We start from the raw sequence: 25,343 nt of genomic DNA on the forward strand, positions 1-25,343 counted from the left end.
GTTTCAACAAATCCGTCAATGGTCTGTTGTTGTCGCGGAATTTCAGGTACGGGGTCTGAAACGAATGGAGGTTCGGATGCAGGACGAGATTCTGGCGACGGTGCAGGCCTCGGCGGCACGTCGGTGGATGGGGGTGGCGATGCTGCTGTCGGTTGGGGCGCTGGTGATCTATGTCGCCTTGGCCAGACCGCCCGCGCCGCTGTGGCAGGTTTTTCTGTTCGCCGTCGGCGGCTCGGCCCTTTGGTTGGCGCATCGGGTCTGGCACGCGACTGCCGACCGGATCGAGCTGACGCGCACGGAACTGCGCACGGGCAGCGGCATCAGGATTCTGGACGTGGCGGATATCGAAGGCGTGGACCGCGGTGTGTTTGCGTTCAAACCGTCAAACGGTTTTCTGGTCACGACCAAAAGCAGGGCCGAGCGCGCCTGGGCGCCCGGCCTGTGGTGGCGCATCGGGCGACGGGTTGGTGTCGGCGGCATGACGGCCGCCGCCGAGACCAAGTTCATGTCTGAGATGCTGTCCGCGTTGTTGGCGGGCGAATCCGACGGCTAAACTGCGCCCGCAACTTCGTTGGTGAATCGAGGTCGCGTAAACACGAAGTTATCAAATGTAATTCCTGTTCCGATGCCCCATCCTGGAGTGCGAAACGGAACATAGTCGTTGGATGTTTCCACGAGGATCAACGTGTCCTGATCAGGCATTGGCGGAAGGCTGTTTTCTATTTCCTTGATGTTGGCGTTGGTCCATTCAAAATCGTACCCACGCACCGTGGACCAACGTACTTCGTGACGCTTTTCTTCCTCATCATAGACGATCAGAGAAATGCGCATCCTCATTTCCGATCGATTGTTTACCATCGCTTCCATAAGTTCATGAAGCGTGTCGACATATGTCTCTGTGATCGTACGGGTTTCTCGCGAGATTAGGTCGCCAATCGTGTATGCGGCTTTCAAATTCGATGCGCTCTGGCGAAATCCCTCAAACACGACATAGGTCGCGGTCACCGCCCAAAACAGAAGCGGAAAGATCATTATCGCTTCGACGGTCAGAATTCCACTTTCGTCTCGCTTGAACTGGCTGATACGGGTTCCTATGCGCCTTAGACTAGTCCACATTTTACGAAGGCTCCTGTACAAACGCAGTCGTCGCGGTCAAGGCGTATTGCCCGGTTTCATCCACCAACGCTCGTCCCATTGCCGACGTGGGGAATACCGGATCAATTTTCGCGCAGACCCGCAATATCATCAGTTCGTTCTCGAGGCCGTTTTCAAAGTTGCGAACGGGGTTTACTTGCTCCGAGTTGTCGGTGCAGTCTGGCGTTTCTGGAAGAGCCAAAACCTGAAATGGGTCTTGTTTGATCATCTCCAGGCGAAGGTTTTCCGAGCAGTTCTTGATAAACTGGGCACGCTCACAAACGACGTCCTTGATATCGTCATGTTGCAGGTTGTTGCCGGTTCCAAGACGAATGTCCCTAACTGTTATGTCGACGGCCCTTTCCAGCATGCCCTGCTGCGTCGTCAGCAAGGCGAGTTCGACACCCGACAACACGAAGAACATGAAGGCAGGGAAGATGAAGATGAACTCGATTGTTGCGTTGCCATCTTCCGAGCGTCGGAACCGACGCATTCTGGACTCGAGCAACTTAATCATTGGGTCAACCGAAGTTTTCTGATCGAGGATGCAATCGACGCGAAGGCTTTTTCCAGGTCCAGCCCTTCGACGTCATACACATGGCTGTCCGAACTCGCGCAGTTTTTGATCGTTCTGTATCCGGAGCGGGGCGCTTCGAAAGCGATGCCATAAACGATGATGCCCTGATCCTTGGCCGCATCGCAAATGTGCTTGGTGTGCTGGTTCTTGGCGGATGTTTCCACCTTGGAATATGCCTTGGAATACCATTCGGCCCAGCCGCTGGACTGCCAATAGTAGTTGTACTTGGCATTCCAGGCCAGCGAGACGCGGTTGAACAGTTCCGGATAGCTCAACCGAACAGCCGTCCCGACCTCTTCATTGGCTGGCGTTTCGGGGTCGGGGCTGCCAAATGGATGATCAGCCCACATGTCTTGCTGTGGCCAGAAGTAATTGGGTTTGCCCTGAGAATGGTAAATCGTGTATTCTTCTGCTTCTTCGTTGTACCACACATCAGACATTCCTTCGCGCAGCGATGGGTTCAGCATGTACTGATCCGTGTTCTGACCATCGGTCATAACGATCGCAATCTTTAGAACGTCGCCGCCGTAATCCGTCGGGCGGTTGGCAAACTTGGCTGGCACCAGACCTTCTGCGGAAAGATCGGCCACGATACCACGCATACTGGGGTCCAAGAGGGCGGTGCCCCATTTCATGCCCACATCGATTGATGTGTTCCCCTGAGCGGTCAAGGCCTTGATCTGGTTCTCCAATGCGACCAGATTATCGGTCACCGGGGTGATCGCGCTGCCGGCACGAACCGGGCACACCGGCATCCGGATGGTGCCCTCGGAATAGGTGAATGGATCGAAATGAGCGGTCCGTTCGAGCGTGTCATCCCGATGCAGGTCTGAATCGCTGTATTGCTCGGGAATAAAGTTCACGCAGTGAGAGTAGCTATGCTCTTGCGTTACATTTGTGAACTTGCTCAGGATCGGCTCTCCAGCGTTGACTTGGGTGGCATAAGGAATAATCGAAATCGATATGCCGTCCGAACCACCGTCTTCCCTGTCCAGCATAAGTCGAACGAAATCGACAGCAGCGTCCTGCAAAACCTGCAGTTTCGTTTTTCCGGCAGTGGCCGAAGCATTGCCCATTGATCCAGAAATATCCAGCACCAGCGAAATTTCGACGGCACCGATCGATTCCTCAGCGGCGCTTGCTGCAGGAGCCGTCATGGTTTTGATACCGGAGAGGCGCATGAAGTTCGTTTCCACCACTGCTTCTGCCGTTGCCGACACTTTGCGGGTTCCGAATGACTCCTGAACCTCTACTGTTTTCAGTTGCTCCAGCAGACCGGCTTTTTCGAGATAGGCTTCGACCACCTTTTGGGGAGGTTCTTTCTGGTCCAGATCGGCGGCAGCAAGTACCGCCCGGTCAAGAGTCGACTGCAAGTTGGCTCTGTCGCGCTCGTAATTCATCAAGTCCGCGCCGATCCCGGCTGCGGCAAGAAGTGCCAGAAACAGGAAAACGACCAAAATAGTGAAGGTGCCGTCTTCGTTCGCGGCAAATTGACGGACGCGACAAAAAACACTGTTGGCACGGACCTTTTTGAAATAGTTATTCGGCGTTGCCATTTTGGATACCTCGCGGAGCAGAGAGCGGACGCGTAAAAATTTCGTGTACAAAATTACCCACAGAACGTGGCGAGAATTGGGCGGATTTGCCCCTAGAGCGCTCTTTTTGAATGAGAATCGTCCGCATTCCGGGTGATGGCTGGGCTTTGTTTCCGGTAAGTTGACAATTTGACCAAATGGTTAACCTGCGGCGACTCAGGTCTGCGCGCGCAAACCTGCCGTTCACAAGCTGATGAAAAAAAGTGCAGATCGTGATTGCAGCCACCTGCCAAGGGTGCGACAAAACGCCATTGCTTCGTCGTCTACCGTCATGGAGGATTTTATGACGACCATCAAGGAACCCAGCTTTCGGGAAAGCGTGGATCTGATGTTCAACAGGGCGGCCGCCCTGATGGATCTTCCGCCGGGGCTGGAGGAGAAGATCCGGGTGTGCAACGCCACCTACACCGTCCGTTTCGGGGTTCGGTTGCGAGGGCAGATCCATACCTTCACCGGATATCGCTCGGTTCATTCCGAACACATGGAGCCGGTAAAGGGTGGTATCCGCTATGCCATGGCCGTGAACCAGGACGAGGTCGAGGCGCTTGCCGCGCTGATGACCTACAAGTGTGCCCTGGTCGAGGCGCCTTTCGGCGGGTCCAAGGGCGGTTTGCGCATCGACCCGCGCAAATATGAAGAGCATGAACTGGAGCAGATCACCCGCCGTTTCGCCTATGAACTGGCCAAGCGCGACCTGATCAACCCCTCGCAGAACGTTCCGGCCCCCGACATGGGCACCGGCGAGCGCGAGATGGCCTGGATCGCCGACCAATACGCGCGGATGAACACCACCGATATCAACGCGAGGGCCTGCGTGACCGGCAAGCCGCTGAATGCGGGCGGCATCTCGGGCCGGGTCGAGGCGACGGGACGTGGCATCCAATATGCGCTGCGCGAATTCTTCCGCCATCCTGAGGACGTCAAGAAGGCGCGCCTGTCGGGGTCGCTGGAGGGCAAGCGCGTCATCGTTCAGGGGTTGGGCAACGTAGGCTATCACGCGGCCAAATTCCTCAGCGAAGAGGACGGATCGTTGATCGTGGGCATCATCGAGCGCGACGGTGCTCTGTATGACCCCGAGGGGATCGACGTCGAGGCGGTGCATCAATGGATCGTCAAACATGGGGGCGTGAAGGGCTACCCGGATGCGACGCATACCGCCGAAGGCACTGCTGTGCTGGAAGAGGAGTGCGACATCCTGATCCCGGCGGCGCTGGAAGGGGTGATCAACCTGTCGAATGCCGAGCGCATCAAGGCGCCGCTGATCATCGAGGCAGCGAATGGTCCGGTGACCGCCGGGGCCGACGAAGTTCTGCGCAAGAAGGGCACCGTGATCATTCCCGACATGTATGCCAACGCGGGCGGTGTGACGGTCTCGTATTTCGAATGGGTCAAGAACCTGAGTCACATTCGTTTCGGCCGGATGCAGCGCCGTCAGGAAGAGGCGCGACACGAGCTGATCGTGAAGGAGCTGGAACGGCTGGACCGCTATCTTGGCGATGCATGGTCGATGTCTCCGGACTTCAAGGCCAAATACCTCAAAGGTGCGGATGAGCTCGAGTTGGTGCGTTCGGGCCTGGATGACACGATGCGCATCGCCTACCAAGCGATGCGTGAAGTATGGCACGATCGCAATGACGTCGAGGACCTGCGCACCGCGGCCTACATCGTGTCCATCGACCGCGTGGCCAAAAGCTATCGCGCCAAAGGCCTTTGACGTCTCGGAAACTGGGCAATCGGGCTTTGACAAAAAGTCCGGTTGCCGCACATCCTGCGCTGGAGTTCATGCAGTGAAGCCACCGAGGATCTCATGCAAATGAACCGTTCTGTAGCTTGGGCCGCGGCGATTGGGTCCGCGACCTTGGCGCTTGCGACTGCTGCCATTGCCCAACCCCGACAAGGCTGGACGCCGACTGTGGAAGGGTTGGTTGTCTATCAGGGCAGCGCCGATCTTGAGGGCGGCGGTGATTTCAGCGCATCGCGCGCTTTCCTGCGGGCAGGCGGCATTTACAGTTATGGTGACGGGTCCTTTGTGGGGTTGTTGGCGAGTTTCGGTCAGTTTTCCTACGATTTCGGGTTGCCCGGAAACCAGCCGTGGGACGACATCCGCGACATTCGCCTGAGCGTTCCATTGCGCTTCACTTTGGACAACGGGGCTGCGGTGATCGTCTCGCCCCAATTGCGATGGGACTACGAGACCGGCGCCAGTGCCTCGGACGGTTTCACCTATGGTGCCTTCGCCGGCATTTCATGGGCGGTGAACCCCAATCTGCGCATCGGCCCGGCATTTGGCGTGTTCTCCGAGGTTGGAACCAATGACCTCGAAGTCTTTCCTGCGCTTCTGGTCGACTGGACCTTTGCCGAGCGCTGGCGTCTGAGCACCGGGCGCGCGCTGGGGGCCACTCAAGGCCCCGGCGTCACGCTGGAATACAAGGCTTCGGAAAGTGTCAGCGTGGGGCTTGCCGTTCGGTCCGAGCGGGTCCGCTTTCAGCTGAACGATAACGGGTTGGCACCGGGCGGCGTGGGCGAGGACAGCAGCATTCCGGTCGTCTTGTCGGTTGAATACGCGCCAAACCCCGGGGTTTCGCTGTCGGCATTTGCGGGTGCCGAGTTTGACGGCGAGTTGCGCCTGGACAATGCAGCGGGGCAAGAGGTCAGCCGGCAGGGCTATGATACCGCTCCGATCGTCGGTGTTGCCTTCCGTCTGCGGTTCTGAGGGCGAATTCGTTTGCGACCCGTTTGGTCGCGCGTTGACAAGTTCTTGTCGAAAACGGATGCGGAGCCCCGAGCCCGGATTGCTACTCGTTTTGGAAGTTGGTTTGATGCCAGCAAACCAGCAGGGAGATCTAAATGCGCTTTTCCGGCTTACGCGTCCTGAAGGAAGGACTGACCGGCAACAAAGGTTGGACGGCGCATTGGCGTGATCCCGAGCCCAAAGCCGAATACGACATCGTCATCATCGGCGGCGGGGGGCACGGTCTCAGCACCGCGTATTATCTGGCGAAAGAGCACGGGCTGACAAATGTCGCCGTGCTGGAAAAGGGCTATATCGGCGGCGGCAATGTGGGGCGCAACACGACAATCGTTCGCGCCAACTATTTTCTGCAAGGAAATTCCGAGTTCTATTCGCATTCCCTCAAGCTGTGGGAGGGGTTGGAAGAGGACCTGAACTACAACGTGATGCATTCACAGCGAGGCATCATCAACCTGTTCCATTCAGACGGGCAGCGGGACGCGGCCGCGCGGCGGGGCAACATGATGATCAGCCAAGGCGACGATGCCATCCTGCTGGACCGCGATGCACTGCGCGAGATGCTGCCGTATCTGAACTATGACGATCTGCGCTTTCCCATCTATGGCGGTCTATACCATCCGCGCGGCGGTACAGCGCGGCATGATGCCGTGGCTTGGGGTTATGCCCGCGGGGCGGACGAGCGCGGGGTGGATCTGATCCAGAATTGTGAGGTCACGGGCATCGACATCGAAAACGGCGCCGTGCGCGGGGTGCAGACGACGCGCGGGGCGATCCGGGCCAAGAAGGTGGGGATCGTGGTTGCAGGCCGGTCCAGCCAAGTCGCGGCGATGGCCGGGATGCGCTTGCCGATCGAAAGCCACGTGCTTCAGGCCTTTGTGACCGAGGGGCTTAAGCCCTGCATCGACCACGTCGTGACCTTTGGCATGGGGCATTTCTACATCAGCCAATCCGACAAGGGCGGGCTGGTGTTCGGCGGCGACCTGGATTTCTATGCCTCCTACGCGGCGCGGGGCAATCTGCCCACGGTCGAAAGCGTGATGGAGGCCGGCGTGGCGCTGATGCCGATGATCGGCAAGGCCCGGGTGCTGCGGTCCTGGGGCGGGATCATGGACATGTCGCCGGACGGGTCGCCGATCATCGACCGCACCCCTATCGATGGGTTGTACCTGAACTGCGGCTGGAACTACGGCGGGTTCAAGGCGGTTCCGGGCTCGGGCAACGTGTTTGCCCACCTCATGGCCACCGACCGGTACCACGAGAACGCGACAGGGTTCCGGCTGGATCGTTTCCGCACCGGGCGCGGGATCATCGATGAAGAGGGCAAGGGCTCTCAGCACAATCTGCATTAGGGGCGGGCCGGGATGTTTCGTTCGAATACTTGTGAAAGCCAGGAGGCGCGGCCATGAGGATCACCTGTCCGTATTGCGGCGAGCGCGACCGCCGCGAGTTCTACTATCGCGGGGCCGCCGTCGACCTGGACCGGCCCGTCCCGGATGCCGGGCCTGACGCCTGGGACGATTTTGTCTATCTGCGCGACAACCCGGCGGGCGAGACGCGGGATCTGTGGTATCACGAGGGCGGCTGCGGCGCATGGATCGTCGTGACCCGAAACACGCTGACCCACGAAATATCGGCGACCGAGCCTGCGTCCGGGGGCAAACGATGAGGGTCGCTGGAAGGGGGCTGATCGACCGCGGCACACCGGTCGAGTTTTCCTTTGACGGAATCCGGTATTCGGGCTTTGAGGGCGACACACTGGCCTCGGCGCTGCTGGCCAATAGCGTGCGCCTGATGGGGCGGTCGTTCAAGTATCATCGCCCACGCGGCGTTCTGACTGCTGGCAGCGAAGAGCCGAACGCGCTGGTCACCATCGGCCGAGGTCCCGCCCAGGACCCGAATGTGCGGGCCACGATGCAAGAGATCTATCCGGGCCTCGAGGCGCGCAGCCAGAACCGCTGGCCCAGTCTGAGCTTCGACGTGATGGCGGTGAACGATCTGGCCGCGCCCTTTCTGGGGGCGGGCTTCTACTACAAGACTTTTATGTGGCCCCGCAGCTTTTGGGAGAAGCTGTACGAACCGATGATCCGCCGCGCCGCGGGGTTGGGCGCGCTGTCCGGGCAGGCCAATGCCGACACGTATGAAAGTGCCTATGCCTTCTGCGATCTGCTAGTGATCGGGGCTGGCCCCGCGGGTTTGATGGCCGCCTTGACGGCCGGCCGAGCCGGGGCGGATGTCATTCTGGCCGACGAAAGCAACCAGATGGGCGGGCGTCTGCTGGCCGAGACGCTCGAGGTGGATGGCAAGCCGGGTCACGTTTGGGTAGACGAGGTTCTGGCCGAGCTGCGGGCGATGGAGAATGTGCGGCTGATGACCCGCACGACGATTGCCGGGGCCTACGACCAGGGCACCTTTGCCGCGCTCGAACGGGTCTTGCACCATACGGGCGACCGTCCTGCCGGTGCGCCGCTGGAAACATATTGGAGGATCGCCGCCCGCCGCTCGGTTCTGGCGGCCGGGGCGCTGGAACGCCCGGTGGCGTTTCGAAACAATGACCGGCCCGGCATCATGACCGCCGGGGCCGTGCGGGCCTATCTGAACCGCTGGGGCGTCGCGGCCGGCCGGAGTGTCACGATCTTCGGCAACACCGATGACATCCATCGGACGGCCCGCGACCTGTTGGCGGCTGGGGTCCACGTTGCCGCCGTGATCGACAGCCGCCATGACGGGCCGGTGACATCCGATTATCCGGTGCTGCGCGGGGCGCAGGTCTGTGGCAGTTCAGGGCGCAAGGGGCTGGAGTCGATCACCGTGCGCCGCGCCAGCGGAGAAGAGCGCATTCAGACCGATTGTCTGGCGATGACCGGCGGATGGAACCCCTCGGTCCACCTGACCTGCCACATGAACGGTCGACCGACCTGGCGGCGTGACATTGCCGCCTTCGTGCCCACGCCGGGCGCCGTGCCCGGGATGCGCACGGCCGGGGCCTGCAACGGCGCGTTTTCCACCGCTGCCTGTCTGCGCGAGGGCATTTCGGCTGCGACCGAGGCGCTGGGTGATCTGGGCCTCAAGGTGCCCAAGCCCGAGCCGCCGCAGGCCGAGGATCAGCCCTATGAAATCGCGCAGCTGTGGGCGGTACCGGGCAAGGGGCGCGCGTGGCTGGATTTCCAGAACGACGTGACCGTCAAGGATGTCACACAGGCTGCGACCGAGAACTTCCGCTCGGTCGAGCACATGAAGCGCTATACTACACAGGGCATGGCCACCGATCAGGGCAAGAACTCGAATGTCGCGGCGCTGGCCGTGCTGGCGGATGCCACCGGGCGCGGGATTGCCGAAACCGGAACCACCACCTTTCGCCCGCCTTACACGCCGATTGCCATCGCTGCGCTGGGCGCGGGGTCCGAGGGGGCGGGTTTCAAACCGCAGCGGTTCACCACCTCGCACAAGGCGTCGGTGGCGCGCGGGGCACCGATGGTCGAGGCCGGGCTATGGTACAGGCCTAGTTATTTCCCGCAGCCGGGCGAGACCACGTGGCGCCAGTCCTGCGACCGCGAGGTGCAGATGGTGCGCACTGCGGTCGGCGTGTGCGATGTGTCGACCCTGGGCAAGATCGACATTCAGGGGCGCGACGCCGCGCAGTTTCTGGATTTCGTCTATACCAACACGTTTTCGACGCTGAAGGTCGGGCGCGTGCGCTATGGGCTGATGCTGCGTGAGGATGGGTTCGTCATGGATGACGGCACCACCGCGCGGTTGGGTGATAGTCATTTCCTGATGACCACCACGACCGCCGCCGCCGGTGACGTGATGAAACATCTGGAATTCGTGCGTCAGGGTCTGCGGCCCGATTGGGACGTGTCGCTGGTTTCAGTGACGGAACAATGGGCGCAATTCGCCGTGGCCGGCCCCAAATCGCGCGAGGTGCTGAACGGCGTGCTGGACACCCCGCTGGATGATGCTGAATGGCCGTTCATGGCCTGCGGTCCGGTTTCGGTTCTGGGGGTGCCGGGGCGTCTGTTCAGGATCTCTTTCTCGGGCGAACACGCCTATGAGATTGCCGTGCCTGCGCGGTATGGAGCCAGCCTGTTCGACATTCTGACCCAACGGGCCGAGGCGCTGGGTGGCGGCCTGTATGGGATGGAGGCGCTTAACGTCCTGCGGATCGAGAAGGGGTTCATCACCCATGCCGAAATCCACGGGCGGACCACGGCCTATGACATCGGGATGGGGCGGATGGTGTCGCAGAAAAAGGACTGCATCGGCAAGACCATGTCCGAACGCCCAGGGCTTGAGGCGCCGGGGCGCGAGCGGTTGGTCGGGCTCAAACCCATCGGGGAAAGCCGCCAGTTGCTGGCCGGCGCGCATCTGTACAACGAAGAGGACGCGCCGGTACGCACCAACGATCAGGGCTATGTGACCTCGGTCTGCTATTCGCCAACGCTGGGCAGCATGCTGGGGCTGGCGTTTCTGGCCGATGGCCCCGACCGTCATGGCGAGATCGTCAAGATGGTCGATCACCTGCGCGGCGTGACCACGCTGTGTGAGGTGACGGACCCGGTGTTCTTCGATCCAGAGGGAGAGCGTGTGCGTGGATAAGCTGATTGCTCAGACCCCGTGTGACGGGCTGCTGCCGCTGACCATTGGAACGGTCTTGGTCACCGAGGTCGACCCGAGCGCGATACATGCGGTTTCGGCCTTTCAAGGGCAGACCAAAGCACTGTCCGACGCGATGAAGGCGGCGCATGGCATGGCCCTGCCGGCCCCGAACCGCGCCACTGGGAAAGAAGGCGCGCGGGCCATCTGGTTCGGCCCGGGTCAGGCCATGCTGATCGGCCCCGCACCGGACCCTTCGCTGTCCGCCCACGCCGCGGTCGTCGACCAGTCCGATGCCTGGGCCGTGGTGCGGCTTGAGGGCGACGGTGCCGAGGATGTTTTGGCCCGTTTGGTGCCCGTCGATCTGCGCCCGCAGCACTTCAAACGCGGGCATACGGCGCGGACGCTGCTGTTTCACATGAACGCCTCGATTACCCGGATCGGTGAGAAAGCCTTTCAGATCATGGTTTTCCGGTCGATGGCCGCATCATTAGTGCATGATCTGAAAAGGGCCATGGAAGGCGTCGCCGCGCGCCGCTAGACTGGGCCGAGGTAACGATTCCAAGAGGACCCAATGCTGCGCATCGCACTTGCCGCCGCCCTGCTGGCCACGCCGCTGGCTGCCGCTGAAACCAAGGAACAAAGCTGCAAATACCAGGCCGAGGTCGTTGCCGCGATCCAGAAGGCGCGGCTGGATCGCGTGAAGGAACGGGACGTCCCGCAGGCGGTGGCCGAGGCCGGCCCAACATGGCCCGAGAATTACAACGCCGCGATCCCGTTGATCACCCCGTGGGTCTACGAGCAGAAGATGCGCGATATCCGCAAAAAAGACCTCGGCGCCGCCTGGATGGAGCTGTGCCTGCAGCAATAATCCACAGGGCTGCCAATTGGCTGTGGACAAAGGCCTGCCGCGCCCTTGGCGGGCGGTCCCGTTTCTGCCATGTATGACACATGTCATTGCCCCCTGGATTTCTGGATGAGCTGCGCACCCGTCTGAGCCTGTCTCAGGTCGTTGGGCGCAAGGTTATGTGGGACAATCGCAAGTCCAATCCGGGCAAGGGCGACATGTGGGCGCCATGCCCGTTCCATCACGAAAAGACGGCCTCGTTCCATGTGGATGACCAGAAAGGGTTCTATTACTGCTTCGGGTGTCACGCCAAGGGCGACGCGATCAGCTTCGTGAAAGACACCGAGAATGTCTCGTTCATGGAAGCTGTCGAAATCCTGGCTCGCGAGGCCGGATTGCCGATGCCCGCGCGCGACCCCAAAGCGCAGGAAAAGCAGGACCATCGGGCGCAGTTGGCCGATGTCATGGAGCAGGCGGTGCAGTTCTTCCGCCTGCAACTCAAGACCGGGGCAGGGGCCGAGGCGCGCGCCTATCTAGACCGCCGCGGTTTGGACACTCAGGCGTTGGACCGCTGGGAAATCGGGTTTGCGCCCGACGGCTGGCAGGCGTTGTGGGACCACCTGCGCGGCAAAAACGTAGCCGAGGACCTGATCCTGGGCGCCGGTCTGGCCAAACCGTCGACCAAGGGCAAAAAGCCCTATGACACGTTCCGCAACCGCATCATGTTCCCGATCCGCGACCCGCGCGGCCGTTGCGTCGCGTTCGGTGGGCGGGCGATGGATCCCAATGATAACGCCAAATATCTGAATTCGCCCGAAACCGCGCTGTTCGACAAGGGGCGAAGCCTCTACAACCACGGACCGGCCCGTCAGGCTGCGGGCAAGGGGCAACCGCTGATCGTGGCTGAGGGCTATATGGATGTGATCGCCCTGTCCGAGGCAGGTTTCGGCGCCGCCGTCGCGCCGCTGGGCACCGCGATAACAGAACATCAGTTGCACATGCTGTGGCGCATCGCCGACGAGCCGATCATCGCGCTGGATGGCGACACGGCCGGTCTGCGCGCGGCGATGCGGGCCATCGACCTGGCGCTGCCCCTGCTGGTGGCCGGCAAGTCGCTGCGTTTCGCCCTGATGCCCGAGGGCAAGGACCCCGACGACCTGCTGCGTGCCGAAGGCCCGGCAGCGGTTCAGGCGGTGCTGGACGCGGCCATACCGATGGTCAGGCTTCTGTGGCGGCGCGAGACCGAGGGCAAGGTGTTCGACAGCCCCGAGCGCAAGGCGGCCCTGGACAAGGCGCTGCGCGAAAAGATCCAGCTGATCCGCGACCCATCGATCCGCGCCCATTACGGGCAGGAGATCAAGGACCTGCGCTGGCAGCTTTTCCGCCCGCAGCGGCAGTCCGGCCCCCGCACTTGGCAGCCGCGCGGGAAATGGCAGCCCGAGCGGCGGGCGCCGACGCCAAGCGCGCGATCGTCGTTTCTGGCGTCCACGGAAAACGCTGAAATCCGCCTGCGTGAAGCGGCGATCCTGGCGATTGCGATCCTGAACCCTCAGGTCGTGATCCAGTTCGAGACCCAGCTGGAGGAGATGGAGTGCCTCGACCCTGAACTGGCCGCTCTGCGCGATACCGTTCTGCGCCACGCGATCGACGACCCGGACAACCTAAAGGACCACATTGTCGAAACTTTGGGGGCCGGCCCTCTTGAAAACCTGCTGGGCCTTCGCCATGTCGCAGTGATCCCCTGTGTGCACAAACCGGGCGACGTCGAAAAGGCACAGATGACACTGGCCGAGGAACTCGCAAAAATCAAAGCGCTCCGGGGGCTGGATGCCGAGATTGCCGAGGCCGAGGAGGAACTGTCTGACGTAACGGACGAGGCATTGACGTTCCGGTTGGCGCAAGCCGCCGAAGAGCGAAACCGCGCAAGTCGCAGCCAGAACGAGGACAGGGCCGTATTCGACATTGCTGAGAACGGGGCGCGAATCAATCGCGATGAGAAGGACGCGTTTCAGGCGATCATGTCGGGCATCAAGTTCGAGCGGAAACGCCGCTGAGGTGGTGTTTTCATAAAGCACTGGAAAAGAAAAACGGGTAAACGGGTGGCCGAATCACTTCTACGCGCTAATGATTCGGTTCCATCGAATCACCCATCCCTGCAGGAGCACTGAATGGCCGCCAAGGATACCAACGAGGAACGGAAGTCCGACGACCAGGAACAGGAAATCTCGCTGGACATGAGCCAGGCCCAGGTCAAGAAGATGATCGCCGAGGCCCGCGAGAAAGGCTATATCACCTACGACCAGCTCAACCAGGTCCTGCCGCCGGATCAGGTCAGTTCGGAACAGATCGAGGACGTGATGTCGATGCTCTCCGAGATGGGCATCAACATCATTGAAGACGAAGAGGCCGAGGAGGAAGAGCAGAAGGGCTCGACCGATCTGGTCACGACTGACAGCAACCGCGAGGTTGCGCTGGCGGGGTCGCAGACCGAAAAGCTGGACCGCACCGACGACCCGGTGCGCATGTATCTGCGCGAGATGGGCAGCGTCGAGTTGCTGAGCCGCGAGGGCGAGATTGCCATCGCCAAGCGGATCGAGGCCGGACGCAACACCATGATCGCCGGGCTTTGCGAAAGCCCGCTGACCTTCCAGGCGATCTCGATCTGGCATGACGAACTGCTGTCCGAGGACATCCTGCTGCGCGACGTGATCGACTTGGAGGCCACCTTCGGCAACCAATTGGACGAGGACGGAGACGTTGAGGAGCCCGTCGTCGATACGTCGAAGGTTCAGGCGTCGAAACCCGCTAAGGACACCGGCCCCGAACTGGATGCCGACGGAAACCCGATCGCTTCGGACGATGACGACGACGAGGAAGATCAGGCGAACATGTCGCTGGCGGCGATGGAGGCGGCGCTCAAGGATCAGGTCCTGACGACGCTCGAACGTATTTCGACCGACTTCGCGATGCTGTCCGAGATGCAGGACAGTCGGATCTCGGCCACGCTGAACGAAGATGGCTCGTTCAGCGCGGAGGACGAGGCGACCTATCAGAAGTTGCGCTCGGAGATCGTCGAACTGGTGAACGGGCTGCACCTGCACAACAACCGGATCGAGGCCCTGATCGACCAGTTGTACGGTATCAACAAGCGGATCATGTCGCTGGACAGCGCCATGGTCAAGCTGGCCGATCAGGCCCGCATCAACCGGCGCGAGTTTATCGACGAATACCGTGGTCGTGAACTTGATCCCAACTGGCTTTCCGACATGGCCCAAAAGCCGGGACGTGGCTGGCAGATGTTCATCGAACGCTCGTCGGACAAGGTCGAGGAGCTGCGCAACGACATGGCGCAGATCGGTCAGTATGTCGGTCTGGACATCAGCGAGTTCCGCCGCATCGTCCAGCAGGTTCAGAAGGGCGAGAAAGAGGCACGTCAGGCCAAGAAGGAAATGGTCGAAGCCAACCTTCGCCTGGTGATCTCGATCGCCAAGAAATACACGAACCGTGGCCTGCAATTCCTTGATCTCATTCAGGAAGGCAATATCGGCCTGATGAAGGCCGTGGACAAGTTCGAATACCGCCGTGGCTACAAGTTCTCGACCTACGCGACCTGGTGGATCCGTCAGGCGATCACGCGCTCGATCGCGGATCAGGCGCGCACCATCCGTATCCCGGTGCACATGATCGAGACGATCAACAAGCTGGTGCGGACCGGCCGCCAGATGCTGCACGAGATCGGCCGCGAGCCGACGCCCGAGGAACTGGCCGAAAAGCTGCAGATGCCGCTGGAGAAGGTTCGCAAGGTGATGAAGATCGCCAAGGAGCCGATTTCTCTGGAAACCCCGATCGGCGACGAGGAAGACAGCCAGCTGGGCGATTTCATCGAGGACAAGAATGCCGTGCTGCCGCTGGACAGCGCCATTCAGGAAAACCTCAAGGAAACCACGACCCGGGTTCTAGCTTCGCTCACCCCGCGCGAGGAACGGGTTCTGCGGATGCGGTTCGGCATCGGCATGAACACCGACCACACGCTGGAAGAGGTCGGCCAGCAGTTCAGCGTGACCCGCGAACGGATCCGGCAGATCGAAGCCAAGGCGCTGCGCAAGCTGAAACACCCCAGCCGCAGCCGCAAATTGCGGTCTTTCCTGGATCAGTGATCTCAAAGGCGCCTCGATCGAGGCGCCTTTTTTCGTTGCGGGGCAGACAGGGTCACACTGTCCAAACATGTAATCAACTTGGCATAACCGCGCATGCGGTTGGCCGTCACGCGCTCCATATGGTCAATGTCCACTCATGGGACGGGCCGGGGCGAGGTGGTGACGCCGATGACCCTCGGCCACCCTTCACGGTTGGATTGGATGGTCCACCCGGGCCTTCAAGGTGCTGGGCGGGTGCCCGGTCCATCGTTTGAAAGCCGTCGAAAACGCCGACTGATCGGCGTAGCCAAGCGCATAGGCGACCTGGGCCAGGGTCATCTCGTTTCGCAGCAGGGTCTGGGCCAGATCACAGCGCAGGTCATCGACGATCTGGCGAAAACTGGTGCCTTCGGCTCCAAGACGACGGGCAAAGGTACGCGGGCTCATGGCCAGCGTTTGAGCGGCGTCTTCGGCGCGTATGATCCTGCCCGGGAGGGATTGCGTGATCACCCCCTCGACCCGGCTGCGCAGGGTTTGCCGCTCTTGTCCGTTTTCGGCCAGCAGCCGTTCGCCATAGGCCAGAAGATGTTCTCGAAGGCGGGGATCGTAAGTGGGGATGGGCAGGTCCAGCGCCGTCAGCGGAAGCAGGATCTCCATCTGCTCCATGCCGAAGCGGACGGGAAAACCGGCAAGCCTTGAAAAGCGTGCCTCATGCCGCCCGACCTGGTGCTGGAACCGGATCTCGATCGGGTTGAGGTGCACTCCCGTCAGCGTGCGCATTCGGGCGATGGCGGCGAACATCAGAAACTCGGTCCGGCGGTGATACCGGGCGAAACGCGCATCTTTCCAATGCAGCCCCAGCGTGGCAGCGTTGCCGGACAGGTCCATGCTGAAACCAAGGGTCGGGTCGATGAAGCGGTGAAAACGAATGGTGTTTTCCATCACCTGCTTCAGGTCGCGCGAATATTTGCTGATATAGGCCGCGAGGCTGGACGCCGAAGTGACCCGCAATCCGGCCTTGGCTGCAAAGGTGATGTCGCCCAGCACATCACAGGCGTGCCGGATGAAGCTAGCCTCGGTTTGTGCGCTGATCCGGGCTTCGGCCGCCGAGAGTTGGGCCGGGGTCAGGTCGGCGCGGTCAAATACCCGGGCGACCAGCTCCGGGTTTTCCGCCGCGCGTTCCAATTCGGCGGCCAAAAGCTTAAGCCTTGTGATTTCGACATCCATGGGACCCGTCCAAGCCAGCGCAGTTCGTCGGAGTATGCGCGCAAACCTCGTTCTTGAACAACCGGGACGGTCGTGCCGGGGTTTAACATTGTGCAGAAGGCACTGTTTGGCCCGAGTTCGAATGACTCTGGCACCCGATCCAATGCCGAGTGCGAAGCACAGGTTTAGATACCCGTTCGTGCCGGGTCGGTTCCCATTGGGGAGTGGGACGAGCCCGGAGACGAGACGCACCACACCGTCCGCGGCTCCCCGGCACACGCATTATCTTGTGGCCGGGCCTGGCACATACCGCGATACGGTGACTGGCCGTGGGGACTCCCTTTCGCAAGGGCAAGGCAAAAAGGCGAGATTGTCGGCTGGATTCCTTCCCCAAAAATTCGACCGGGTACGATGAGGCGTGCTTCTGGTGCCCGGGGTGATAGCGGTACTTTTGGCCGTCGTCCTGCGCGGGGAGGGGCGGTTCCGCGACAACCCCCGGTGATTGAGGCCCTGGCCTGATATCACCGTTGGTTGACAGTGGCGCGCACGGATTGCGAGGATTGCTGAAAACATCGTGATCGGTTCTGGCCGGGACAAGCCCAAGCGCTAGCCTGAGTACGACAGGACAGGAGAAAAGGAACAGACATGAAGCGGATCGTGGTTTGCGCGTGGCTTGCGGTCGGAGCGGTCGGCGTCCCGTCGATGTCCTTCGCCGCGCCGAACGGGTATCGCACCGAACCCATCAACAGCACCGATTTCGAGGTCATCCCGCGCTCGCGTCAGGATGTCGACGGGTATTGGTGTGCAGCTGCCGACTTCGCCCGCCGCGAGCTGGGCGCCGGCTGGCAGCAGCCGATCTATGTGTTGCGCGGCTATGGGCCCAGCGTCACGACCGGTCGCAGAACCGCGGTTCAATTCTCGCTCAACCCGCCGCCCGGTGGCGTGCCCCAGCAGAACAGTTTCATCACCTCGGGGTTTCAACCCGGCTACAGCATGTCGGTTCAAGGCGCGAATGCCCGGTGCAACGTGCGCCCGTTTCAACGGTAGGTGCCGGGCCGATGCAGGTAGAGTTTGCCGTTCAGACCCGTGGTCAGGGCTTGTACGAGTTCACGGACCGTATTCGGGGCTGGCTGTCCGCAACCGAGGCCGACGGACTGCTGACGCTCTTCGTGCGGCACACCTCCTGTTCGTTGCTGATTCAGGAAAACGCCGACCCCGAGGTCCAGACGGATCTCGGGGCGTTCTTCTCGCGGCTCGTGCCGCCTTCCGACCACCCGTCCATGTCCTATCTCAAGCACACCTATGAGGGGCCGGATGACATGCCGGCGCATATCAAGGCCGCGATGATGCCGGTATCGCTATCCATCCCCGTTCGCGGCGGTCACCCCGTGCTGGGGACTTGGCAGGGGATCTACCTGTTTGAACACCGCACGGCGCCCCACCTGCGGAAGGTGGCCGCGCATTTCGCCTGACCCATTATCTAGCGGTGGAAATTTCCGACTACCCAAATCCTAGCGGCTGGCCTATAGTTGTGGATAAGTCGGCCCCAGCGCTGACAAAAAGAGGCGGAACAAGGGACGAGGAGACGGCGGATGCGCTGCCCGTTTTGCGGAAACATAGATACTCAGGTCAAGGATTCACGCCCGGCAGAAGATCATGTGGCCATCCGCAGGCGCCGGTTCTGCCCCGCATGCGGGGGCCGTTTCACCACTTACGAGCGTGTTCAACTGCGCGATCTGGTGGTGATCAAATCCAACGGCAAGCGGGAAGACTTCGATCGCGACAAACTTGAGCGTTCGATCCGCATCTCGATGCAGAAACGCCCGATCGACCCCGACCGGATTGACCAGATGATTTCGGGCATCGTGCGCCGGCTGGAAAGCATGGGCGAGACTGACATTCCGTCCAGCAAGATCGGCGAGATCGTCATGGAAGCTCTGGCGCGGATCGACACCGTTGCCTATGTTCGCTTTGCAAGCGTGTACAAGAATTTCCAGGCGGCCGATGATTTCGAGGAGTTCGTCCACGAACTGCGCCCGCCGCAGCCATCGACGGACGAGTGACCGACACTGACAAGCGATACATGACGCTGGCCCTGTCCCTGGGGCGGCGCGGACAAGGAATGTGCTGGCCCAACCCGGCTGTGGGCTGCGTCATCGTCAAGGATGGCCGGATCGTCGGGCGGGGTTGGACCCAGCCGGGCGGGCGTCCGCATGCCGAAGCTGAGGCACTGGCCCAGGCCGGTGAACGCGCCCGCGGAAGTACGGCCTACGTTTCGCTTGAACCCTGTGCGCACCATGGCAAAACGCCTCCGTGTGCGCAGGCTTTGATTGATGCCGGTGTTGCGCGTGTTGTTTCAGCGATCGAGGACAGCGATCCGCGCGTTGCCGGGCAGGGTTTTGAAATGCTCCGGGCCGCCGGGGTCGAGGTAACGACCGGTGTCATGGCCGATCAGGCCGCCTTGGATCACGCCGGGTTCTTCATGAAGACCGAACAGGGGCGCCCCTTCGTCACGCTGAAACTGGCCAGCAGTTTCGATGGTCGTATCGCAACCGCCTCGGGGCAGAGCAAGTGGATAACCGGCCCCGAATCCCGGCGGGCCGTGCACGCCATGCGCGCGCGACACGACGCGGTGATGGTCGGTGCGGGAACTGCTCGGGCCGATGATCCGTCTCTGACCGTGCGCGACCTGGGGGTTGGGCATCAGCCGGTGCGCATCGTGGTGTCACGCCATCTGGATATCCCGCTGCTGGGGCACTTGGCACGCACCGCTTCACAGATACCCGTCTGGCTGTGCCATGGTCCGTCGCCGGACTCGGAACGCGCCCGCGCCTGGCGGGGATTGGGGGCCACGCTGATCCCCTGTGCAGTCCGGGGGCACCACATCGATGCCGTGGATCTGCTGCAGCAATTGGGCCGGCAGGGTCTGACACGGGTGTTCTGCGAGGGCGGCTCGGCCTTGGCGGCGTCGCTTCTGGCCGACGACCTTGTTAATGAATTGGTCGGCTTTACCGCCGGTCTGGCGATCGGCGCCGAAGGTCTGCCTGCCATCGGGGCTCTGGGGCTTGAAGACCTGTCCGAGGCACCCGGGTTCGAACTGGCAGAAGCGCGCCCGGTGGGCGGCGATGTCTTGCAAGTCTGGCGCCGCTCCGCGCGTTAGGGTCGGTTCAGCGCCACAGATGCGCATGCGTGGCCAACGCGCCCTGAAGCTTGGACAGCAGCCGGTTTCCCGCGCCCGATGGCGTGGGTTCGCCCTGGGCGAGGCGGTCGACCGCAACCTCGACCGGGCAGGGGGCACCGGTGATCGGATCGAAATACCGCGGGTAATCAATCAAAGCCGCATGCACGAGGCCCAGCAGCGACGGCCGCGCGCCGCGACGGGCGGGCACCGCGCCCAAATCGGTGGTCAGACCCCAGCCCGCATAGAACGGTGCCCCCAGCGTCGTGACCTTGACGCCACGCAACAGGGCCTCGAACCCCAGCGCCGACGTCATGGTCCAGATCTCCTGCACCTGCGGCAGAACCTGGGCTGGGTCGACGCCGGTCAGAACCATGTCGGCCAGCCCATCGGCATCGACCTGGCCTTCGCGCAGCCCGGCTTCGACATCCGGGTGGGGTTTGTAGATCACAACCGCATTCGGGTTCGCCTTTCGGGCCGCGTGCAGCAGGTCCTGGTTGGTGCGCACCGTGCTGGTTCCCAACAGAACAGAGGCGTCATCCTCGACCTGTCCGGGGACAAGAATGCGATGCCCGACCGGCAGATCGGGGCAGGGGCCGCCGATATTGTATTTGCTCAGGCCGGCTCGGGTCAGGCGTTGCACCAGATGACGGGCACGGCGTTCCTGATCGGGGCGCAGGGTCTCGCGCCGCGCGACCCAGTCCTCGAGCCGGCTGGGTCGGGTCGGGTCGTAGTAGATGCCCAGATCATCGGCCACCAGCGACAGCGGCGGCACCAACTGGGCCCCCAACCCGCGCGACCGCAAGAATCCGTCTTCGATGCGGAAGACGCCCTCGGAGTCGCGGTCATGCTTGGCCCAGACCATGTGCGGTCGGGTTGGGCTGGCGGGGCGCGTAGCGGTGAAACGCATCTTGCGATAGCTTCCAAAGCTGCGCTGTAGATGCCGGCGTTTCCACAGCCGCATCCCCGATGCCGTCCAGCCCCGCCGGTCTTCGTGCCAGGCCCGCATGCGCGCCTCGAGCGTGTCCAGAACGGTCTCGATTTCGCACAGCCGGTCCCGGAATGGATCATACCATTTGGGGTAGAGGATCATCGCGGCGGCGAATAACTGCGCGCGGGTCAGGTTGCGCTGCCGGCGCGGCATTTCGGCGTCGTCGCGGGTCAACCCCCAACCGGCATAGAAGGGCCGCCCGAACACACGCGGCTTGTGTCCGGCCAAAATGGCCTCGAATCCCAGTTGCGACGACAGCGTATAGACCCCGATTGCGCCTTCCAGCAGGTCCCAGATGTTGACCCGATCGCGCAGCAGGCGTATGCGGTCGGTTTCATCCTTCGGCCCGAAATGTCCGGGGCGGTATCCCATCGCGGTCTCGGGGTGGGTCTTGACGATGATCCGGGCGCCGGGGTTTTCCTCTTGCGCGATTACCAGCATCTCGCGAAAGCGGGCCAGGTCGCCGCCGCTGGCGGTGACGGCGGCGTCGCCTTGGGTCTGATCGACCACCAGCACATAGCCGGGTTCGGGCAGTTCTGCCTCGGGGTCGTATGCGGAATATTTGGTCAGCCGCAATTCAGCCATCCGCAGCATCGCGCCGCGCGCCCTGTCCAGAAGGGCGGTGTCGTCCAGCGGATGCGTGGCCAGCAGGGTCTCGAGATCCGAAGGGCGGTCGGCGTCGAAATGCACACCCGAGGCGTCAAGCAGCAGGCCAAGCGGCGGCTCTTTTCCGCGGCCGGGGTGCAATGAGCGCAGAAAGGCGTCTTCGACGCGCAGCAGCGGGGCGTCGTACCGGGCCGCAACGCGTTCCCCGCGATGGGCAGTTGGGCTTTGCCCCCAGACGCCGATCCGGTCGCCCGCGCGCGGCAGTCCGAGCGCGACCTTGTGGCCTGACAGGGCCAGAATGCGGCGGATGCGCCGCTGGGTCAGAAACCCGCCATTGTAGACAAGCAGGCGCGCCAGGTTGCCGGAAACAGATGTATCGGCCGCCGGTTGCACGGATCAATTGCCGGTCAGCGTGGCCACGTTCGCAACCGGCGTCAGGCCGCCTGCGATCAACGAAATCGACTTGGTCCACTGGGCATAGGGCGCTTCGGTGACATAGATCGTGTCATCGTCGCGGATCACGAAATCTCGCGCCACGAACAGCCCGTTGGGCGCCGTCAGGTTCAAAAGGTAGATCATGCGCTGCTCGCCCTTCAGGTCCGAGCGGCCCACGATCTTGCGGGCGATGTCCTCGCGCTCGTTGCGCAGAACGAAGATGCCGGTCGGGTCGGACGAGAGCGACTGCAGCCCGCCCACCTGGGCCAGAGCCTCGAGCGCCGAGAGGTCCTGACTGTCGAAAGCGACGCGCGACTGCCCCCCGGTGGCCCCCAGCGCGATGTAGGATCTCGTGTCCTGCTCGACCAGAATCCTGTCGCCGCCGCGCAGGGCGATGTCCATTTCGGGGTTCTGGAAAAGATCATTGTACCAGATCGTCCCTCTCTGGTTGCCGCGGATCACGGTGACCAGCGCGATGTCCGGGGCAACCGCTACGCCGCCGGCGCGCGCCAACATCGTCGACAGGGTTCGGGTGGGACGCTCGATCGTATAGATGCCCGGGGCGCCGATGGTCCCGGTCAGCGATACGGTCGAACCATCGCCGGCCACGCGGCGGATCTGCACCTGAGGGTCGGGGGTCTGCTCGCGCAGTTTGTCGGCGATCGTGGTGCGCAGTTGTTCGGGTGTGTTGCCCGAGGCCCGCAGGCGGCCTGCATAGGGGATGAAGATGTACCCTTCGCTGTCGACCTGCACTTCGTCCAGGCTGGTCGCGGGGCCGGTTTCACCGGACAGCAGACCGTCGTCGACGTTTTCCCAGATGGTCAGCCCTAGAACGTCGCCCGGGCGGATCGTGTCCGAAGTGATGTTCTGGGCGCCGCGGAAGGCCTGTGGGAACCCGTACTGAGGAATGGCGGCAGTAGTTTTAGCAACAAAATCGTCTACTTCTACGACAAATGCATTGCCGCCGTTCTGAACCGCACCAGCCAGGATTTCGGTCTTGTTGGGCCCGGACTTGGGAAGCTGGCATGCCGCCAGAATTGCGACGGTCGCGAAAAGAGTGACTTTTCGAATCCACCGGGTTGGGAAGCACTGCACGTTGTTGACCTCGACAGCCAGTGTTGTGTTTTTTGGTTTGTCGCGACGCTACTGAGTTTGGCGCTCAGATTCCAGACGTTGCCAGCCGTCGGGCCGGACGGGATTGAAACTGTGGCCCTTCGGTCGCGCCCCCAGCCAGGGCACGCGCGTAGGGGTCGTGTGCCTGCAGCATCCGGTCAACCACTTGTCGGAGCAGTTGTTTGCGGCCCCGCCGCGAATAGTACCCGCCGGGGATCTGGCAGGTTCCCAGCAGGAACTGGCGGTACGTGCGATAGGCGTCGGTGTTTGGCCCCTTTGGGTCGGCGAAAAACTCCTCGATCGGCTGGTCGGACACCAGATCGGGCTTGTCATAGACCGACCAGCCGAACACGCGCAGCGGGACGCCGCGCCACAACGCCTGCTGACCTGCCGTCGAATTGATGGTGACCGCCGACTTGGCGTGATCCAGAAGACGGGCCAGTTTACCGCCGGGCACATGGTGGACACGGTCGGCGATGCCCAGCCGGCGGGCCGTCTGGCGGATGAAGCGCGCCAGAGGCTCGCGGCAGTTTTCGAGCGGGTGTTCCTTGATGACCAGGTGGTGATGTGGCGGGGCGCCCTTGGCGAATCCCTCCATGACCGGCAGCAGGAAAGCGCACATCGACGAGAATTCGGAATGGGCCCGGACCGAACTGTCATGCGCCAGTTGCAACAGCACCAGATGATAAGGATACCCGCCCCGGCGGATGCGGGCGGTCGCCAGGCTACGCCGGATTCGATGCAGGGGCATCCGCATCAGACGTTTGAAATACAGCCCGAATTCCTGCGAAACATGCAAATCCCGGTGCGGTCTGAAATTCCGGTAACCGTGATTCAGGAACAATACGAACCAATGGTACAGCGCGCCGTAGAAAACGTGTTGCCGCATGTCGCCCCAATGCGCGGGTGGCGGCGGGGTCGGTCCCTCGGTTAGTTCCACGGCTCGCTGCATCGTTGCGATGTCCAGGTCCATCAGCCGGGAATGTGCGTTCGATCCGTTCCGCTCATAGGTCACCCACCATGGGCGCAGATAGCCTTCCTCGAAAACATGGACCCTCAGGCCGCGCGCCCGGGCGATCCGGATCGCCACGGCATGTACCGGGCGAACGTCGCCGTACAGAACGACATCGGTTACCCGCCGGGTCTCGAGCAGGTCGGCAAAGGCCTGCGGCCACGCGTCCAGCGTTCCGCGATACGGCACATAGCTGCGCTTGTCGAACCAGAAGGCGCGGTCGCCCGCATTGAACCCCACCCGCCAGACCGCGGCGCCGGCCGCCCGCAGCATGCGCCCCAACCCGTGAAAGAACGGCCCATGCGGCCCCTGCAAAAAAAGGAACACGCGACCGTCTTGCGTTGAAATCGGAGCGTTCATGCCGTTTGCGCACACCTGTATGCGTTTGAGAATTGCGCCGAAACTATGCCCGTCCGCCCCTGGACGCGCAAGCCGGGGCTTGCCCCGGCGGCCGGTTGGGCTTACCTCGGGCCAGATGACTTCGGATAGTTTGCGCGCAGAGGGTTAACGGAATGTTTACTGGGATCGTCACCGACATCGGCACCATCATCGAACTGGAGCAGCAGGGCGATCTGCGGGCGCGGATCAAGACGGGCTACGATACCGCGGGGATCGATATCGGCGCCTCGATCGCCAGTGACGGGGTCTGCCTGACCGTGATTGCGCTGGGCGACGACTGGTACGATGTGCAGATCAGCGCCGAGACGGTTTCCAAGACTAACCTCGACGGGTGGCAGGTGGGCAAACGCGTCAACCTGGAACGCGCCCTCAAGGTGGGCGACGAACTGGGCGGGCACATTGTCTCAGGCCATGTGGACGGCGTCGCCGAGGTGATCGCCGTTACGGACGAGGGTGACAGCACCCGGGTGACCCTGCGCGCGCCGCAAGATCTGGCACGGTTCATCGCGCCCAAGGGCTCGGTCGCGCTGAACGGCACCTCGCTGACCGTGAACGACGTGGACGGGTGCGATTTCGGCATCAACTTCATCCCGCACACCAAGGAGGTCACCACCTGGGGCGACGTCAAGGTAGGCGACCGGGTGAATCTCGAGATCGACACGCTAGCCCGTTACGTCGCGCGGCTGTCGGAAATGACCTGACGCCGGACGAAACGCCGCGTTAGCCCCGCGCGGATTCGTTTGCGGACTGGCCTTTGCGCGCGTGCTGG

At 62.2% G+C, this 25,343-nt stretch carries 22 protein-coding genes; 15 read left to right on the forward strand and 7 right to left on the reverse strand.

Features of this window, described 5'->3' with window-relative positions; genetic code table 11:
- Window positions 1-76 precede the first annotated feature (76 nt).
- Complete coding sequence (locus AC2FMM_RS04130) at window positions 77-553, forward strand: hypothetical protein (RefSeq protein ID WP_496710923.1); 477 nt, start codon at window positions 77-79, stop codon at window positions 551-553.
- Here AC2FMM_RS04130 and AC2FMM_RS04135 read toward each other — a convergent pair.
- From AC2FMM_RS04135 to AC2FMM_RS04145, 3 genes are read right to left on the reverse strand one after another with little or no spacing between them, the layout of a single operon-like run.
- On the reverse strand, window positions 550-1,116 hold the full coding sequence (locus AC2FMM_RS04135; protein WP_496710922.1) for a TadE/TadG family type IV pilus assembly protein: 567 nt from the start codon (window positions 1,114-1,116) through the stop codon (window positions 550-552). The two genes, AC2FMM_RS04130 and AC2FMM_RS04135, sit on opposite strands and share 4 nt — an antisense overlap.
- Window position 1,117: 1 nt before the next feature.
- Window positions 1,118-1,651: a TadE/TadG family type IV pilus assembly protein gene (locus AC2FMM_RS04140; protein ID WP_496710921.1), complete on the reverse strand. Its 534-nt coding sequence runs from the start codon at window positions 1,649-1,651 to the stop codon at window positions 1,118-1,120.
- Entirely contained in the window at window positions 1,648-3,267 is a 1,620-nt protein-coding gene (locus AC2FMM_RS04145; protein ID WP_496710920.1) for a pilus assembly protein TadG-related protein, read from the reverse strand. Before AC2FMM_RS04145 ends, AC2FMM_RS04140 begins: the two co-directional genes overlap by 4 nt.
- 322 nt (window positions 3,268-3,589) lie before the next feature.
- On the opposite strand from AC2FMM_RS04145, the gene AC2FMM_RS04150 reads away from it, so the two are divergent.
- The 9 genes from AC2FMM_RS04150 (at window position 3,590) to rpoD (ending at window position 15,655) form a co-directional block, all read left to right on the forward strand.
- Window positions 3,590-5,020, forward strand: coding sequence for a Glu/Leu/Phe/Val family dehydrogenase (locus AC2FMM_RS04150; protein WP_496679563.1), 1,431 nt, complete (start codon window positions 3,590-3,592; stop codon window positions 5,018-5,020).
- Between the two features lie 99 nt (window positions 5,021-5,119).
- Window positions 5,120-6,019, forward strand: a complete 900-nt coding sequence (locus AC2FMM_RS04155; protein WP_496795865.1) for a hypothetical protein — start codon at window positions 5,120-5,122, stop codon at window positions 6,017-6,019.
- 134 nt (window positions 6,020-6,153) lie between these two features.
- Window positions 6,154-7,407: a sarcosine oxidase subunit beta family protein gene (locus tag AC2FMM_RS04160; RefSeq protein ID WP_496795866.1), complete on the forward strand. Its 1,254-nt coding sequence runs from the start codon at window positions 6,154-6,156 to the stop codon at window positions 7,405-7,407.
- 53 nt (window positions 7,408-7,460) lie between these two features.
- The gene (locus AC2FMM_RS04165; protein WP_496687046.1) at window positions 7,461-7,724 is read left to right on the forward strand and encodes a sarcosine oxidase subunit delta; all 264 of its coding nucleotides are present in this window, start codon (window positions 7,461-7,463) and stop codon (window positions 7,722-7,724) included.
- Window positions 7,721-10,654, forward strand: a complete 2,934-nt coding sequence (locus AC2FMM_RS04170; RefSeq protein ID WP_496795867.1) for a sarcosine oxidase subunit alpha family protein — start codon at window positions 7,721-7,723, stop codon at window positions 10,652-10,654. Before AC2FMM_RS04165 ends, AC2FMM_RS04170 begins: the two co-directional genes overlap by 4 nt.
- The gene (locus AC2FMM_RS04175) at window positions 10,647-11,192 is read left to right on the forward strand and encodes a sarcosine oxidase subunit gamma (RefSeq protein ID WP_496795868.1); all 546 of its coding nucleotides are present in this window, start codon (window positions 10,647-10,649) and stop codon (window positions 11,190-11,192) included. The genes AC2FMM_RS04170 and AC2FMM_RS04175 overlap by 8 nt, the downstream gene beginning before the upstream one ends.
- A 33-nt stretch (window positions 11,193-11,225) precedes the next feature.
- Window positions 11,226-11,522 carry a hypothetical protein gene (locus AC2FMM_RS04180; protein ID WP_149776787.1) on the forward strand — a complete coding sequence of 99 codons (297 nt, stop codon included), beginning with the start codon at window positions 11,226-11,228 and terminating at the stop codon, window positions 11,520-11,522.
- Window positions 11,523-11,602: 80 nt separating this feature from the next.
- Window positions 11,603-13,552: a DNA primase gene (gene dnaG, locus AC2FMM_RS04185; RefSeq protein WP_496795869.1), complete on the forward strand. Its 1,950-nt coding sequence runs from the start codon at window positions 11,603-11,605 to the stop codon at window positions 13,550-13,552.
- Window positions 13,553-13,666: 114 nt separating this feature from the next.
- Complete coding sequence (gene rpoD / locus AC2FMM_RS04190; protein ID WP_496679575.1) at window positions 13,667-15,655, forward strand: RNA polymerase sigma factor RpoD; 1,989 nt, start codon at window positions 13,667-13,669, stop codon at window positions 15,653-15,655.
- A 186-nt stretch (window positions 15,656-15,841) separates the two neighbouring features.
- Here the strand turns inward: rpoD and AC2FMM_RS04195 are convergent, their stop codons facing one another.
- Window positions 15,842-16,861 (reverse strand): AraC family transcriptional regulator, encoded by a 1,020-nt coding sequence (locus AC2FMM_RS04195; RefSeq protein WP_496741813.1) that lies wholly within the window; start codon window positions 16,859-16,861, stop codon window positions 15,842-15,844.
- Between the two features lie 624 nt (window positions 16,862-17,485).
- Here AC2FMM_RS04195 and AC2FMM_RS04200 point away from each other — a divergent pair.
- From AC2FMM_RS04200 to ribD, 4 genes are all read left to right on the forward strand, one after another.
- Window positions 17,486-17,887: a hypothetical protein gene (locus tag AC2FMM_RS04200; RefSeq protein WP_490360845.1), complete on the forward strand. Its 402-nt coding sequence runs from the start codon at window positions 17,486-17,488 to the stop codon at window positions 17,885-17,887.
- An 11-nt stretch (window positions 17,888-17,898) separates the two neighbouring features.
- Window positions 17,899-18,312 (forward strand): secondary thiamine-phosphate synthase enzyme YjbQ, encoded by a 414-nt coding sequence (locus tag AC2FMM_RS04205; RefSeq protein WP_496679580.1) that lies wholly within the window; start codon window positions 17,899-17,901, stop codon window positions 18,310-18,312.
- A 120-nt stretch (window positions 18,313-18,432) separates the two neighbouring features.
- On the forward strand, window positions 18,433-18,903 hold the full coding sequence (gene nrdR / locus AC2FMM_RS04210) for a transcriptional regulator NrdR (RefSeq protein WP_490360843.1): 471 nt from the start codon (window positions 18,433-18,435) through the stop codon (window positions 18,901-18,903).
- Window positions 18,900-20,000, forward strand: a complete 1,101-nt coding sequence (ribD, locus tag AC2FMM_RS04215; RefSeq protein ID WP_496795870.1) for a bifunctional diaminohydroxyphosphoribosylaminopyrimidine deaminase/5-amino-6-(5-phosphoribosylamino)uracil reductase RibD — start codon at window positions 18,900-18,902, stop codon at window positions 19,998-20,000. The genes nrdR and ribD overlap by 4 nt, the downstream gene beginning before the upstream one ends.
- 7 nt (window positions 20,001-20,007) lie before the next feature.
- Here ribD and AC2FMM_RS04220 read toward each other — a convergent pair whose 3' ends face one another.
- The 3 genes from AC2FMM_RS04220 to AC2FMM_RS04230 all read right to left on the reverse strand — a co-directional run bounded on the left by AC2FMM_RS04220 (window position 20,008) and on the right by AC2FMM_RS04230 (window position 24,535).
- Window positions 20,008-22,008 (reverse strand): capsule polysaccharide biogenesis protein, encoded by a 2,001-nt coding sequence (locus AC2FMM_RS04220; protein ID WP_496795871.1) that lies wholly within the window; start codon window positions 22,006-22,008, stop codon window positions 20,008-20,010.
- Window positions 22,009-22,011: 3 nt separating this feature from the next.
- Window positions 22,012-23,145 (reverse strand): polysaccharide biosynthesis/export family protein, encoded by a 1,134-nt coding sequence (locus AC2FMM_RS04225; protein WP_496687059.1) that lies wholly within the window; start codon window positions 23,143-23,145, stop codon window positions 22,012-22,014.
- 64 nt (window positions 23,146-23,209) lie between these two features.
- Window positions 23,210-24,535: a capsule polysaccharide biogenesis protein gene (locus AC2FMM_RS04230; protein ID WP_496795872.1), complete on the reverse strand. Its 1,326-nt coding sequence runs from the start codon at window positions 24,533-24,535 to the stop codon at window positions 23,210-23,212.
- A 152-nt stretch (window positions 24,536-24,687) separates the two neighbouring features.
- Between AC2FMM_RS04230 and AC2FMM_RS04235 the strand changes: the two genes are divergently transcribed.
- Window positions 24,688-25,275 (forward strand): riboflavin synthase, encoded by a 588-nt coding sequence (locus AC2FMM_RS04235; protein WP_496741822.1) that lies wholly within the window; start codon window positions 24,688-24,690, stop codon window positions 25,273-25,275.
- Window positions 25,276-25,343 lie beyond the last annotated feature (68 nt).

This window comes from Ruegeria sp. BHSC043, from assembly GCF_059612985.1.